Source organism: Rhodanobacter sp. MP7CTX1 (assembly GCF_014205795.1).
Classification (GTDB): Bacteria; Pseudomonadota; Gammaproteobacteria; order Xanthomonadales; family Rhodanobacteraceae; genus Rhodanobacter.
In genome coordinates, this window is the sequence record NZ_JACHCN010000025.1 from 1 (window position 1) to 13320 (window position 13320).

The following is a 13320-nucleotide window of genomic DNA, read 5'->3' on the forward strand; positions in this document are numbered from 1 at the left end:
TCAAGCTCAAACTAAAAGGCCTGAGTCCGGTGGAATACCGGACTCAGGCCTTCGGTACCTAGCTTTCAACTGTCCAACTTTGTGGGGTCAGTTCAATGGCGGGGCGCTTTCACTTCAGCCGGACCATGCATTCAGCATGGGTTCGTAGGCATGCGGGTATCGCTGATGGCATCATCCAAGGGAATTCAGCCGATGCGTCCGTTTCGTTTGCTTGCCATGCTGTTGCCCTTGCTGGCTGTCTTGCCTTTGCACGCACAGCAATTTGCCAATACCTGCCATGCCAGCAGCAGCTACGACGTCACTCTGAAAGCCGATAGCCTGCTGTTTGACCGTCCCGCTCCGGCACCGCTGCATGTTGAGCTTCAGCAAGGCGCGCTGCGCACCGACGGCGTGTCCGTGCATCTAAACCCGGAAGACCAGGATCGGCTCAGCTTGTTCGAGCGCGAAGCGCGCGCATTGGCGCCGCGGGTCCGCACTGTCGCTCAGAATGGGGTGGACATGGCGGCGCAGGCGCTGCGCGCCGAAGCCGGCGGCATGGGCATGGGCGCCGATACCCGCGCCGAATTCGATCACCGGCTGGCGGCAGATGCCAGCGAACTCAAGCAACGCATCGCGGCCAGCCGGAGCACGCACGACTGGCAGGGCGATGTCGGCGATCAGTACGCGAATCAGATCGCCGCAGATCTGCTGCCGCTGCTCGCCGCCGATCTTGGCCAGCAGGCCATGACAGCGGCATTGAGCGGTGACCTGCAGACGGCGGCGAACCTGCGGGATCGCGCCACGATGCTGGCCACGGAGCTGCAACCCCGCCTGCAGCGGCGCATGCAGGCCTTGCGCCCACAAGTCGAGGCGCTGTGCCCGGCGATCCAGCGGCTCGCTGAGTTGCAGCAGGGCGTGCGCGGTAGCAATGGGCGGCCACTGAGCCTGCTACAGATCGGTCAATGACCAGGACGCCCTCAGGGCGCGGCTGACTGGCGGGGCGCTGACTGGGATCCGGCCCATGGCGCCGGGTTTATGTTCTGCTAAGTAGGCGAGGACCACGATGTTGCTCTGATCCGCTACAGGCCCCGTCAGGAGGCCGTTTTGTCGCCGTGCCTTCCAAAATCCACCTATAACACCTTGATCCGGCGCAGTATCGATTTGCGCCGGCTGTATCGGCATGCTGCCGCGTCATGTGAGCCGGGGCTGCGGATGGTGCTGGGCGAAAACGCGCAGACGCTGGACTTGCTGATTGCCGATCTGCAGGCGCAGTTGCGTGCCTGTGGAGGTAAGCCCTATGAGCATGGCAGCTGGCGCGGTATGGCGCGGCGCTATGCGGCTGGGTGGCTGGTGCACACCGCGGCACGGCACGACAGCGCCTGGATCCGTGCGTTGGGACATCACGAAAGCGCATTGTTGCAGGCGTTTGAGCAGGCGATTGCCGCCCTGCCGGCAGAATCGGCGCTGGTCCTGCGTCGCCAACTGCCCCGACTGCGCGGTATCCATCTGGACATGGGCAGTCTGGCGGGTAGCGCGCGCTACTGACGCTTCGGCCATGCCGCTAGGGCACTCGGACCTTGATGTGAGGGTTGGCGCGTTGCATCGTCGGGCTCGACCTGCGATTGCTGACCGGCAATTACTCCTCTGCAACCCGCTTTTTGCTTACCTGCAGATAGAAGGCGCAGGTAGGGGCACTGCGGCGCCGTTGGACGGAATCAGTGAGCTGACGCATGGGCTTTGCATCACTCGGACACGCGCGCGACTCGCGGCATGTTTCGACTATGCTTGCCGCTGCGTCGCCGGGTGAGCTTTGGTCGCTTGGTTCGTTGCTAGTGCTGTTCTCGCCCAAGTCAGCAGGCAAGCTTGCCTGCACGCGGCGCCGAATCCGGTCGCGACATCCCCGCAAAAAGGGGATTTCAGGACCCAGGCAGACAAGGAGTAGGTCGTGCGTATTCGTCTCGTTCTTGCATTGTTAGCGTTCAGCGCCGCCGCGCAGGCGTCCAGCTCCTACCGCGTAGGCAACGAGTTGTTGACCGCTGGCGACAGCGCCGCCCGGGCTATCGAGTTGCTCGGTACACCGACCTACAAGTCGCATCGCATCGACTACCATCGGTGTGACAGCGGAAGCGATTGCAGTCGTGATGTGCATATCGCGATGGTCGGCGTGAATGTCGAGCAATGGCAATATCTTCGAGATGATCGCGTCGTCACCGTGACGATCGTCGATGGCAAGGTCAGCGATATCGACGATCGCCGGGACTGAACGACATCCACATGGCAGGGTCTACGTGGCGAGATCGGGGTCGTCATGCGGTTGCTGACTGGTAATTGCCCGGCGGCAGCCTGCGTTTTGCTTGGTTGCAGATAGGGCTTTGCATCGCCGTTCGGTGGGGTCAGTGAGCTGCTGCGCTGGGTTTGCACCACGCGTACAGCGCACACGTCTTGCAGGACTTTTTGACTATGCTCGTCGCGCCGCCACCGGGTAAGCCCGCCCTTCGATCGCTTGCTTCGTTGCCATGCCGTGCTCGACTAAGTAGGCAAGCTTGCCTGGCCGCAACGCGCCGCATTCAGTCGTCACAACGCCGCGGCCAATGGATTTCAGGACTCAGGCAGACAGGGAGCAGGTCATGCGTATTCGCCTCGTTTTTGCATTGTTCGTGCTCAGCGCCGCCGCGCAAGCATCCAGTTCCTACCGTGTAGGCAACGAACTGTTGACCGCCGGTGACAGCGCCACCCGGGTCACCGAGCTGCTTGGCAAGCCATCCTATAAATCGCATCGTAGCGGCTGGCATGGCAACAGCTCCCATCGGAGTGGCTCCCACCGTGGCGGCTCACGCAGCAGCGGTCACACGCGCGGTGCGCGTGTCGCCCCGGACGGCGCGCGTGGCGAGCAGTGGCAATACCGGCGAGACGATCGCGTCGTCAGCGTGACGATCGTCGATGGCAAGGTCAGCGATATCGACGATCGCCGACACTGAGCAGCTCACGCTTCGCGGGCCCTGCGTGGCGAGAGCTGCGTGGTCATGCGATAAATGCAGGGATTGCCAGAGGACGCGCCATGCCAGCTCCCTCATCTGCCAGCGAACCCGCCTCCGCGCCCGTGAGTCTGCCGCCCCGCACAAGTCTGCTACGCACACGTAGTGCGGCGGGTGCCAGCAAGGTCACCAACATCGAACTGTTCTTCGACCTGGTGTTTGTCTATGCGGTGACCCAGCTGTCGCATACCTTGCTGCATGGCTTGAACCTGCTGGGCGCGCTGCAGGTGCTGCTGCTGTTTTTGGCCGTCTGGTGGGTATGGGTCTTCACCAGCTGGGTAACCAACTGGCTGGATCCGGAACGCCCGGTGGTGCGCCTGGCGCTGCTGACGCTGATGTTGGCCGGGCTGCTGTTGTCGATTGCGCTGCCCGAAGCGTTTGGTAGCCGTGGACTGCTGTTTGCCGGCGCCTACGTATTCATGCAGGTCGGGCGGACGCTGTTCACGCTATGGGCGCTGGGTGACGCAGCGCCAGCGAACACCCGCAATTTTCAGCGCATCACGGTGTGGCTCATCACCTCGGGCGTGCTGTGGCTTGCTGGTGGATGGCTGGACGGCCCGTTGCGCTGGTTGTTGTGGGTTATCGCGCTGTCGCTGGAATACATGGGGCCGGCGCTAGCGTTTCCAGTACCCCGTATGGGGCGCTCAAATACCAGCGACTGGAACGTCGATGGTGGTCACCTGGCGGAGCGCTGCAGCCAGTTCGTGCTCATCGCGCTGGGGGAGTCGGTGTTGGTGACCGGCTCGAGTTTTGCCGACACCCTGTGGCAGTCCCGGACACTGCTGGCGTTTGTCAGCGCTTTCATTGGCAGCGTGGCGATGTGGTGGGTTTATTTCGACCTTGGTGCGGAGCGTGGCAGCCGCGCGATCCGGCAGTCGGCCGATCCGGGCCGCACGGCCCGGGTCGCCTACACCTACCTGCATCTGTTGATCGTCGCCGGCATCATCGTCTGTGCGGTGGCTGATGAATTGACCCTGCACGATCCGCAGCAGCTCAGCGACCTGACCAGCGGTGCAGTGTTGCTGGGCGGGCCGATGCTGTATCTGCTCGGCAACGCATGGTTCAAGAAAACCGTGAATGGCATCAACCTGCCGCTATCGCATTTGATCGGCCTTGCCCTGCTGGCGGGCTTGGCGCTGGCCGTCGGGCACTGGTCGATTGCGCCCTTGGGCATCGCGACAACGGCGGTGCTGGTATTGGTGGCGATATGGGAGATGTGCTCCCTGCGCACACTGCGCCAGGCGCTGAACGACGCGGATGCCCTCTGAGTCAATGAGCATACGCTAGCGCATGGTTCGAGAATTGATGCGTTCGCACACGTGATGTGCATACGCATCGCACAGGCCTTCGCTATGATTGTGGTCTTGTTCGCGACCGCCATCCCCGGGCGGCACGCCATAGCCATTCGCAGGAGTCATCATGGCCGACATCAAAGAAGCCCGCGTTCCCGATATCGGCCACGCTGACGTCCCCGTCATCGAAGTGCTGGTCAAAGTAGGTGACCGGGTAGAGAAAGAGCAGAGTCTGATCACGCTGGAGTCGGACAAGGCGACGATGGAAGTTCCCGCGCCGTTCGCCGGCACGGTGAAGGAAATGAAGCTCAAGGTGGGCGATGAAGTCTCCGAAGGCGCGGTGATCGCGCTGATCGAGGTCGATGGCGCCGCCGCCGAGAGTCCCGCCGCCGCCAAGGCCGAAGCACCCAAGGCCGAAGCACCGAAGGCCGAAGCACCGAAGGCGCCGGCGGCCGTTGCACCGGCCGCGCCCGCGGTGGAAGAGAAGCCCGCGCCGATCATCGGCCGCGGCGTGCTGCCGGGCAATGCGCCGGAAGGTGATGTATCGCCCGCCGCGCGTCCGCCGCTCGACGCGACCATCGTGATGCCCGGCGATGCGCCCTACGCCAGCCCGGCGATCCGTGCGTTTGCGCGCGAGCTGGGTGTGGATATCGCGCAGGTCAAGGGCACCGGTCGCGGTGGCCGCATCCAGCGCGAGGATGTCAGTGACTACGTGAAGCACGCGCTTGCTTCCGGTGCGCGCCCGGTCGCCGGCGCATCCGCCTCGCTGGGTGGCCTCAACTTGTTGCCGTGGCCGAAGATCGACTTCGCGAAGTTTGGCGAGATCGAGGAAAAGCCGCTGTCGCGCATCCAGAAGATTTCCGGTGCCAACCTCGCGCGCAACTGGGCGATGATCCCGCACGTCACCCAGCACGACGACGCCGATATCACCGAGCTGGAAGCATTCCGCAAGAAGCTGGGCGAAGAGAACAAGGATCTGAAGGTCACCCCGCTGGTGTTCCAGATCAAGGCGGTGGTGGCGGCGCTGAAAGCGTTTCCGCAGTTCAACGCCTCGCTCGACGAAAGCGGTGAGAAGCTGATCCTCAAGAAATATTTCCACATCGGCATCGCGGTGGACACGCCCGATGGTCTGGTGGTGCCGGTGTTGCGCGACTGCGACAAGAAGGGCCTGCTCGATCTCGCGCGTGAGCTCGGCGAGCTCTCCAAAAAGGCGCGCGAGAAGAAGCTCGGCCCGGCCGAAATGTCCGGTGGCTGCTTCTCGATCTCCTCGCTCGGCGGCATCGGTGGCACCGGCTTCACGCCGATCGTCAACGCGCCGGAAGTGGCAATCCTTGGTGTCTCCAAGGCCGCGACCAAGCCGGTGTGGAACGGCAAGGAATTCGCGCCGCGATTGATCCTGCCATTGTCACTGTCCTACGACCACCGCGTGATCGATGGTGCGCTCGCCGCGCGCTTCGCATCCTTCCTCGCCACCCAGCTCGGCGATATTCGCCGGCTGCTGCTCTGACCGGGGAGACGACCATGGCAAATACGATCGAAATCAAAGTCCCCGACATCGGCGGCAATCACGATGTGCCCGTGATCGAAGTGCTGGTGAATGCCGGCGACACCGTGGCCAAGGAACAGAGCCTGATCACGCTGGAGTCGGACAAGGCGACGATGGAGATTCCCTCCAGCGCTGCCGGCGTGATCAAGGAAGTCAAACTCAAGGTGGGCGACGAGGTTTCCGAGGGCGCGGTGATTTTAGTGCTTGAAGTTGCCGATGTTGCTGGCTCTTCTCCCGCTCTGGTGGCAGCTTCGCCGAGCACTCCCAGCGAAGCGAACAGCACGAGCGGCGCTCCCGCGAGCCCCCGCCCCTCGCCTCAATCCTCTCCCCCGAGGGGAGAGGAGGCGAAGGTGCCGCAAGCGGCAGCCGCATCCTCAAGAGCAGCCGACATCGAGTGCAAGCTGGTCGTGCTGGGCTCCGGTCCGGGCGGCTATACGGCTGCGTTCCGCGCCGCGGATCTGGGCGTCGACACCGTGCTGGTGGAGCGCCATGCCACGCTGGGCGGCGTTTGCCTCAACGTGGGCTGCATTCCGTCCAAAGCGTTGCTGCATGCGGCGGCAGTGATCGACGAGGCCGCAGCGATGGCCGCGCACGGCGTCAGCTTCGGCGCGCCGAAGATCGACCTCGACAAGCTGCGCAGCTTCAAGAACAAGGTGGTTGCCCAGCTCACTGGCGGGCTCGGCTCGATGGCGAAGCAGCGCAAGGTGCGCGTCGTCCAGGGCACGGGTACGTTCGTCTCGCCTAACGAAATGGAAGTCCAGACCAAAGACGGGGTGAAGCTGATCCGTTTTGAAAACGCGATCATCGCCGCCGGTTCGCAGTCGGTGAGGCTACCTTCGTTTCCGTGGGACGACGAGCGCATCGTCGACTCCACCGGTGCGCTGGAACTGAAGGACGTGCCGAAGAAGCTGCTGGTCGTCGGCGGTGGCATCATCGGCCTGGAAATGGCGACGGTGTATGGCGCGCTGGGCAGCGAAGTGACGGTGGTCGAGTTCATGGACCAGCTCATACCCGGCATCGACGCCGACGTGATCAGGCCGCTGGCGCAGCGTCTCGGCAAGCGGCTCAAGGGCATTCACCTCAAGACCAAGGTGGTCGAGGCGAAGGCGACCAAGAAGGGTATCGAGGTCAGCTACGAAGGCGACAGCATCCCCGAGACCACGCTGTTCGATCGCGTGCTGGTATCCGTGGGTCGCTCGCCCAATGGCGGCAAGATCGGCGCCGACAAGGCCGGCGTCGCCGTGACCGAGCGCGGTTTCATCAACGTCGACTCGCAGATGCGCACCAACGTGCCGCACATCTTCGCGATCGGCGACCTGGTTGGTCAGCCGATGCTGGCGCACAAAGCCACGCACGAGGCGAGGGTGGCGGCAGAAGTCGTTGCCGGCCAGAAGAGTCACTTCGACGCGCGGGTCATTCCGTCGGTTGCCTACACTGATCCGGAAATCGCCTGGGTTGGGGTGACCGAGCGTGAGGCGAAGGAAAAGGGTCTCAAGATCGGCGTTGGGAAATTCCCGTGGGCAGCGAGCGGCCGCGCGATCGGTATCGATCGCACCGAGGGCTTCACCAAGCTCATCTTCGACGAGGCAACCCACCGCATCGTCGGCGGCGCCATCGTCGGCCCCCATGCCGGCGAGCTGATTGCCGAAGTCACCCTCGCCATCGAGATGGGTTCAGAAGCCGCCGACATCGGCCTCACCATCCATCCGCATCCCACCTTGAGCGAATCGATCGGCATGGCTGCGGAAGTCTACGAAGGCACGATCACCGATCTGTACCTGCCGAAGAAGAAGTAAGCGATCCCTGGAGTTCGAAAAAAAGCCCGGGCATACCCGGGCTTTTTTTCTGTTGCAGGTTGGGGTGAGCGCAGCGACGCCCAACTGACCCAGGTAGGCGGAATGCGAAACAGAATCCGTCGATTGTCGTGGATGGCATAGACATCAGACAGCCGTTACGCGGCTGGATCCCCCCGCAAAAACGCCAACTTCCGCTCCCTCGGCAACTGCTTTATCTCCCACTCTGCCCGTGACGCGCTGGAACGATCCGGATAGCTGCGAAACCCCAGCAGCCGCAACGGCGGATTGGCGCGTGTATACCGCGCCCCTCGCCCGGCCGCGTGTGCGGCGTAGCGGGCCTCGAGATGGTTGGTGATCCCTGCGTAGTAGCTCCCGTTGCAGCATTCGATCAGGTAAAGGCACCACGTGCCGTTCGCTTCAGATGGCTGCGCTGCATTGATGGGTTGCGCTGCTGTCACGGAATCTCGCTTCATGTCGGTGGCGGAGCATCGCGCCGTGTGCGTGGAATCTTGTGGGCAGTGCGGGACAAGTCCGCCACTGCAGATTACTCTGCCCATGATCACATCATGACGAACGAGGTTGCCATGTCACTGAAGGTTTGTGTTGCTGGTGCTACGGGTTGGGCAGGCTCCGAACTGTCGCGCGGCATGGCGGCGGCGGATGATCTCGCGCTGATTGCCGCGGTGGCACGCCGGCACGCGGGACAGAAACTCGGTGACGTACTGGGCGAACCGCGACTGGTGACGCCGATCTTTGCCAGCGCGACTGAAGCACTGGCCCAGCCCTGCGACGTGTTCGTCGAATACACCAAGCCAGACAGCGCGAAGGCGAACATCCTCGCTGCGCTGGAGCACGGTGCGCATGTGGTGGTGGGTACGTCGGGCCTCACCGATGCGGACTACGCACAGATCGATGCGGTGGCCCGTGAGCGCCAGCGTGGCGTGCTGGCTTGTGGCAACTTCGCGTTGACCATGGTGCTGTTGCAGAAGTTCGCCGTGATGGCGGCGAAGTACATTCCGCAGTGGGAGATCATCGACTACGCCTACGAGGGCAAGCTGGATGCGCCGAGCGGCACAGTGCGCGAACTGGCCGGACGGCTGGGCGAGGTGCGGCAGCCAGCGCTGGGTTTGCCATTGGAGAAGACTGTCGGCGTGCGTGAAACGCGCGGTGGCACGTTGGCCGGCACGCAGGTGCACGCGGTGCGGCTGCCGGGTTTCGTGCTTGGTGCCGAAGTCATCTTCGGCATGCCGGATCAGACGCTGACCCTGCGCCACAACGCAGGCAACAGCGCGAAGCCCTATGTAGACGGAGCGCTGTTGGCGATCCGCAAAGTGCCTGGTCTGATCGGCCTGCATCGCGGACTGGATACTGTGCTGGACCTGTGACGCTACGACAGCAACCCGACCCACCGCAGAGGCGGGTCGGGTTGGCCAGTGACTTACACCAGGGTCAGCGTGACGTCGATGTTGCCGCGGGTGGCGTTGGAGTACGGGCACACGGTGTGCGCTTTCTGCACCAGGGCTTCGGCCTCAGCGCGCGGCATGCCCGGCAACGAGATCTTCAGTTCCACTTCGATGCCGAAGCCGGCCGGGATCTGGCCGATGCCGACATTGCCTTCGACCGAAGTGTCCGCGGGGAGGGTGATCTTCTGCTGGCCGGCGACGAACTTCATGGCGCCGATGAAGCAAGCCGAGTAGCCGGCGGCAAACAGCTGTTCCGGATTGCTGCCATTGCCACCGGCACCGCCGAGTTCGGCCGGGGTGGTCAGCTTGATGTCGAGCACGCCGTCGGACGACACGGCGTGGCCGTCACGGCCGCCGGTTGCTGTGGCATGAGCGCGGTAGAGGACTTTTTCGATGGACATGGTTGCAGTTCCTTTAGGGTGGGGTGGTGTCAGAGGTGGGTGGTGGAATTGACTGGGCTCGCCTGGTGCAGTCCAGTCATGTGGATAGTGAACGATTAAATCGTGCGCTATGTAAATGGAAAATCTAATAGCCTATGTCGATGGCAATCAATCTTGGTTGGCTAGATGCCCACGCAATTGCGTCAGTTGCTCTTTCAGGGCGATGACTTCGTCGAACTCGCAACCGGTGGCGCAGAACACTGCGAGCGGTATGCCGCCGGCCTGTTTCTTCAGCGTACGGCCCTGATCGGTCAGTGAGATGACAACCTGACGTTCGTCTTCGGTCGAGCGCAGCCGGTTAAGCAGCTTGGCGGATTCCAGTCGCTTCAACAGAGGAGTCAGCGTGGCCGAATCCAGAAACAGACGTTCGCCAATCTCCGACACCGTCAGCTGGTCGCGTTCCCACAACACCAACATGACCAGGTATTGCGGGTAGGTCAGGCCAAGCTGCGACAACAGCTTGCGGTACACCTTGTTCATCGCCAGCCCGGCCGAATACAGCGCGAAACACAGCTGCTGATCAAGCTTCAGCGGTGGCTTGGAGGTGAGGTGATTGACGGCCTTGCTCTTCATGGATGCGAAATATAGATCGCGCACTATTTAATTGCAAGCTATTTTTCTCGAGAGCGAATCCAACCAGTCACCGCCGGGTTCGCGCTGATGATCTGAAGCGGCCAGCCGCCAAGAACTTGAGCGCCGACCCATGCCACCGTGGTTATGCAAGCGGTCGTTCGCGTCCATGCGGTTGCCACTGTGCCAGCAGCCAGGACAAGCCGATGCAGCCGGCAAACGCCAGCAGCCAGCGGGTAGCCATTGCGCCGGGTACGGGCAGCATCGCGCTGATCGGCGGCAACCAGGCATCGCCGTAAAGCGCGATGACAGCGACGACCGCCACGACTAGCGCAATCGCGATTGAGGCGATCAAGATGAACTCGAAGCGCCTATCGGTAACCACGTTGCCAGCGGGGGCGCTGGTGGCCTTGGCAGCCACGCGCCGTGCGAAATCGGCGGGCAGGCTGTCTTGCGGCGCTTCGCGCAGGGCACGTGCAAGCATGCGGTAACGCTGTACGCGTGCATCATCGCCGGCGGAGTCCAGATGCAGGCGTTCGCGCCGCATGGCCCTTTCCTGTGCCTGCCATTCGCGTTCGCGCGCTTCGTCGTCGAAGGGAGGGATGGTGTCATCGATCGGGTGGTTCATACCGCAACTCCTGTCCGGTTTTCGAGCGCGCCTCGCAGACGTAGCCGTGACCGGAACAAGTGGCTCTTGATGGTACCGCAGGCAAGACCGGTAATTCGCGCAATCTCGGGGATCGTGGTTTCTTCAAGGTAATACAACGTCAGCAACGTGCGCTGCAACGGCGGTAGTGCTTCGATCGCGGCGTGCAGGTGCTGCGCGGTTTCCTCATCCGCGCAGGCGACCTCGAGATCGAAGCCGTCGCTGATGTTTTCCACCAGCGCATAGTCGTCGCTGTCGTCAGTATTTTCGACAAGCGCTATGCGCTTGTGCTGCAGGTGACGCAGCGCGATCGTGTAGGCCACGCGCCCGATCCACGATTTCAGCGCGCTCTCATAGCGATACTGATGCAGGCATTGGTGTATGCGCAGGAAGGTGTCCTGACAAAGATCGCGTGCATCCTCGGGCTGGCGCACCATCCGGTAAATGATGTGCCAGCACAGACCTTGATACTCGCGGATCAGGCGCTCGAACGCGCCCGGCCGGTTGGCCAGCACGGCGTCGACCAGTTCGCGGTCCGGGCTGTTGTGGATCTCATCCATGGCCTAAGGGATACGCGCAAGAGGGCAACGGTTGCAAGTCCCGGTGCAACCGCGGGCCGCCGGCCTGTATCTATGGCCCTGACTACCCAAAAACAGAGGAATTCCCCCCATGAATCACATTGAATTGGTCCCGATCGTCCTGTTTGTCTGCATTGCGTATGTGATCAAGGTCTGCATGGACGCGATGGTGCGCAGGCACATGGTCAGCACCGGCGGCTCCGAAGAGCTGGTCAATTCGATCCTGCGCGACGAGGCACAGCGTCGGCGTCATTCCTCGCTGCGCTGGGGCATCGTGCTGCTGTCGATTGCGCTCGGCTTCGGGCTGATCCAGTGGTTTGGCTGGGAAGATGTCACCCCCGGCCTCGTCGCGGTGCTGGCAGGTGCCACCGGTCTGGGCAACCTCGTATTTTTTGCGATCTCGCGCAAGCTCTGAAGCAGTTTCGGTGCGACCATGTCGCACCGAAACATGGAGAGCCGCTCATATGCACGCCAAGGGCACGTTTGAAGTGAAGATGGCGCCGCAGCCCGCGCAGGAAGGCGTCGGCGATGCCAGCATTGGCCGGATGGCGCTGGACAAGCAGTACAGCGGCGACCTCGAAGCGACTGCCAAAGGTCAGATGCTGGCCACCCGTTCGCCAGTCGAAGGCTCGGCCGGCTATGTCGCACTGGAGCGGATCAGCGGCGCGCTGCATGGCCGTCGCGGTGAGTTCGCGTTGCAGCACAACGGCACCATGACGCGCGGGGTGCCGCAGTTGACGGTCACGGTGGTGCCTGATTCCGGCACCGGTGAGCTGCTGGGACTGGCCGGCACGTTGACGATCACGCAGACCGACGGCAAGCACTTCTACGATATCGAGTACACGTTGCCCGATGCGGGCTGATCAGTGCGTCGCTATGTTCATTCCGACGGCAGATCGAAAAGATCGGTCTGCGCACGGTAGCTATCTTGCTCCACGAAACCGGACAAGCCGACGCCGACCAATCGGTATCGACTGTCGGCCGGGCGCTCGACGCGGGTGAGCAAGGCGCAGGCCTGCTCCGCCAGTTCGGTAGCCGATAGCGGCCGCCTCGCTGGGGTAAGGCTACGCGTGAGAGTGTGGAAGTCGGAGGTTTTCAGCTTGAGCACGACGGTGCGAGCGACGCGTCCCAATTCACGTTGATGCCCGGCCCAGGCCTTTTCGGCGAGACGACGGATATGTGGCTCCAGTTCGTCGATAGTGAGGTCTTGCTGGAAGGTATCTTCGGCTGAGACCTGCAGGGTCGGGCGATCCGGTTGCACGGCATGCTCGTCGATGCCGAGCGACAGTTCGTATAGCCGTCGGCCCCAGCGACCGAAGCGCTGTTCCAGTTCCGTCAGCGCAAACCTGCGCAATGTTCCGACGGTGGTGATGCCGAGCGCAGCGAGTTTTGCCTCCATCACCTTGCCGACGCCGGGCAGGCGGGCTACCGGCAGCTGGGTGAGGAACGCTTCGACCTGATGCGGACGGATCACGAACAACCCATCGGGCTTGCGCCAGTCCGATGCGATCTTGGCGAGGAACTTGTTTGGCGCGACGCCGGCTGAAGCTGTGAGCTGGGTTTCCTCGCGAATGGCTGCGCGGATCGCCTCCGCCGTGGCGGTGGCCGAAGGAAGCCCGGTCTTCGTGCTGGTGACGTCGAGATAGGCCTCGTCCAGCGACAGCGGCTCGATCAGCTCGGTATGCCGCGCGAAGATCTCGCGCACCTGGCGCGAGACCGTCTTGTAGCGCACGAAATCCGGCGGCACGAAAATCAGCTGCGGACAAAGGCGTTCCGCGCGTATTGCCGGCATCGCCGAGCGCACGCCGAACACGCGTGCCTCGTAGCTCGCCGCACACACCACCGAGCGTGCCCCCCGCCACGCCACAGCCACCGGCTTGCCGCGCAATGAGGGGTCGTCGCGCTGCTCCACCGACGCGTAGAACGCATCCATGTCGACATGCAGAATTTTACGAGCGGGTGGGGCAGCCATGGT

The 13320-nt window shown here is 62.9% G+C and carries 16 protein-coding genes; 10 read left to right on the forward strand and 6 right to left on the reverse strand.

Going from position 1 to position 13320, the window contains the following annotated elements:
• The first annotated feature begins 192 nt into the window (after positions 1–192).
• The 7 genes from HDE77_RS19585 (at position 193) to lpdA (ending at position 7648) form a co-directional block, all read left to right on the forward strand.
• Positions 193–945 (forward strand): DUF2884 family protein, encoded by a 753-nt coding sequence (locus HDE77_RS19585; protein ID WP_184419605.1) that lies wholly within the window; start codon positions 193–195, stop codon positions 943–945.
• 138 nt (positions 946–1083) lie between these two features.
• A complete protein-coding gene (locus HDE77_RS19590) occupies positions 1084–1524 on the forward strand; it encodes a DUF2383 domain-containing protein (RefSeq protein ID WP_184419606.1) in 441 nt (146 codons plus the stop codon).
• Positions 1525–1924: 400 nt separating this feature from the next.
• Positions 1925–2242 carry a DUF2845 domain-containing protein gene (locus tag HDE77_RS19595; RefSeq protein WP_184419607.1) on the forward strand — a complete coding sequence of 106 codons (318 nt, stop codon included), beginning with the start codon at positions 1925–1927 and terminating at the stop codon, positions 2240–2242.
• Positions 2243–2606: 364 nt separating this feature from the next.
• On the forward strand, positions 2607–2957 hold the full coding sequence (locus HDE77_RS19600; protein WP_184419608.1) for a DUF2845 domain-containing protein: 351 nt from the start codon (positions 2607–2609) through the stop codon (positions 2955–2957).
• A gap of 80 nt (positions 2958–3037) precedes the next feature.
• Positions 3038–4282: a low temperature requirement protein A gene (locus tag HDE77_RS19605; protein WP_184419609.1), complete on the forward strand. Its 1245-nt coding sequence runs from the start codon at positions 3038–3040 to the stop codon at positions 4280–4282.
• 151 nt (positions 4283–4433) lie between these two features.
• A complete protein-coding gene (gene aceF, locus HDE77_RS19610; protein ID WP_184419610.1) occupies positions 4434–5813 on the forward strand; it encodes a dihydrolipoyllysine-residue acetyltransferase in 1380 nt (459 codons plus the stop codon).
• Between the two features lie 14 nt (positions 5814–5827).
• Positions 5828–7648: a dihydrolipoyl dehydrogenase gene (gene lpdA / locus HDE77_RS19615; protein WP_184419611.1), complete on the forward strand. Its 1821-nt coding sequence runs from the start codon at positions 5828–5830 to the stop codon at positions 7646–7648.
• A gap of 155 nt (positions 7649–7803) precedes the next feature.
• On the opposite strand, the gene HDE77_RS19620 is transcribed toward lpdA, so the two are convergent.
• The gene (locus HDE77_RS19620; RefSeq protein ID WP_343206144.1) at positions 7804–8088 is read right to left on the reverse strand and encodes a GIY-YIG nuclease family protein; all 285 of its coding nucleotides are present in this window, start codon (positions 8086–8088) and stop codon (positions 7804–7806) included.
• 144 nt (positions 8089–8232) lie between these two features.
• On the opposite strand from HDE77_RS19620, the gene dapB reads away from it, so the two are divergent.
• Positions 8233–9033 (forward strand): 4-hydroxy-tetrahydrodipicolinate reductase, encoded by an 801-nt coding sequence (gene dapB / locus HDE77_RS19625; RefSeq protein WP_184419613.1) that lies wholly within the window; start codon positions 8233–8235, stop codon positions 9031–9033.
• Between the two features lie 53 nt (positions 9034–9086).
• Here dapB and HDE77_RS19630 read toward each other — a convergent pair whose 3' ends face one another.
• The 4 genes from HDE77_RS19630 to HDE77_RS19645 form a co-directional block, all read right to left on the reverse strand.
• A complete protein-coding gene (locus HDE77_RS19630; protein WP_184419614.1) occupies positions 9087–9512 on the reverse strand; it encodes an organic hydroperoxide resistance protein in 426 nt (141 codons plus the stop codon).
• 147 nt (positions 9513–9659) lie between these two features.
• Entirely contained in the window at positions 9660–10124 is a 465-nt protein-coding gene (locus tag HDE77_RS19635; RefSeq protein WP_184419632.1) for a MarR family transcriptional regulator, read from the reverse strand.
• Positions 10125–10266: 142 nt separating this feature from the next.
• The gene (locus tag HDE77_RS19640) at positions 10267–10749 is read right to left on the reverse strand and encodes a hypothetical protein (RefSeq protein WP_184419615.1); all 483 of its coding nucleotides are present in this window, start codon (positions 10747–10749) and stop codon (positions 10267–10269) included.
• Positions 10746–11327, reverse strand: coding sequence for a sigma-70 family RNA polymerase sigma factor (locus tag HDE77_RS19645; protein WP_184419616.1), 582 nt, complete (start codon positions 11325–11327; stop codon positions 10746–10748). Before HDE77_RS19645 ends, HDE77_RS19640 begins: the two co-directional genes overlap by 4 nt.
• Before the next feature lie 109 nt (positions 11328–11436).
• Here HDE77_RS19645 and HDE77_RS19650 point away from each other — a divergent pair, with 109 nt between their 5' ends.
• Together HDE77_RS19650 and HDE77_RS19655 are read left to right on the forward strand one after the other, a co-directional pair.
• On the forward strand, positions 11437–11760 hold the full coding sequence (locus HDE77_RS19650) for a DUF6249 domain-containing protein (RefSeq protein ID WP_184419617.1): 324 nt from the start codon (positions 11437–11439) through the stop codon (positions 11758–11760).
• Between the two features lie 49 nt (positions 11761–11809).
• Positions 11810–12208 carry a DUF3224 domain-containing protein gene (locus HDE77_RS19655; protein WP_184419618.1) on the forward strand — a complete coding sequence of 133 codons (399 nt, stop codon included), beginning with the start codon at positions 11810–11812 and terminating at the stop codon, positions 12206–12208.
• A gap of 17 nt (positions 12209–12225) precedes the next feature.
• Here the strand turns inward: HDE77_RS19655 and dinB are convergent, their stop codons facing one another.
• Positions 12226–13317, reverse strand: coding sequence for a DNA polymerase IV (dinB, locus tag HDE77_RS19660; RefSeq protein ID WP_184419619.1), 1092 nt, complete (start codon positions 13315–13317; stop codon positions 12226–12228).
• Positions 13318–13320 lie beyond the last annotated feature (3 nt).

Coding starts and splice junctions, on each gene's coding strand:
- HDE77_RS19585 (WP_184419605.1), top strand. CDS start 193: ATGCGTCCGTTTCGTTTGCTTGCCATGCTGTTGCCCTTGCTGGCTGTC.
- HDE77_RS19600 (WP_184419608.1), top strand. CDS start 2,607: ATGCGTATTCGCCTCGTTTTTGCATTGTTCGTGCTCAGCGCCGCCGCG.
- HDE77_RS19605 (WP_184419609.1), top strand. CDS start 3,038: ATGCCAGCTCCCTCATCTGCCAGCGAACCCGCCTCCGCGCCCGTGAGT.
- aceF (WP_184419610.1), top strand. CDS start 4,434: ATGGCCGACATCAAAGAAGCCCGCGTTCCCGATATCGGCCACGCTGAC.
- lpdA (WP_184419611.1), top strand. CDS start 5,828: ATGGCAAATACGATCGAAATCAAAGTCCCCGACATCGGCGGCAATCAC.
- dapB (WP_184419613.1), top strand. CDS start 8,233: ATGTCACTGAAGGTTTGTGTTGCTGGTGCTACGGGTTGGGCAGGCTCC.
- HDE77_RS19630 (WP_184419614.1), bottom strand. CDS start 9,512: ATGTCCATCGAAAAAGTCCTCTACCGCGCTCATGCCACAGCAACCGGC.
- HDE77_RS19635 (WP_184419632.1), bottom strand. CDS start 10,124: ATGAAGAGCAAGGCCGTCAATCACCTCACCTCCAAGCCACCGCTGAAG.
- HDE77_RS19640 (WP_184419615.1), bottom strand. CDS start 10,749: ATGAACCACCCGATCGATGACACCATCCCTCCCTTCGACGACGAAGCG.
- HDE77_RS19645 (WP_184419616.1), bottom strand. CDS start 11,327: ATGGATGAGATCCACAACAGCCCGGACCGCGAACTGGTCGACGCCGTG.
- HDE77_RS19650 (WP_184419617.1), top strand. CDS start 11,437: ATGAATCACATTGAATTGGTCCCGATCGTCCTGTTTGTCTGCATTGCG.
- HDE77_RS19655 (WP_184419618.1), top strand. CDS start 11,810: ATGCACGCCAAGGGCACGTTTGAAGTGAAGATGGCGCCGCAGCCCGCG.
- dinB (WP_184419619.1), bottom strand. CDS start 13,317: ATGGCTGCCCCACCCGCTCGTAAAATTCTGCATGTCGACATGGATGCG.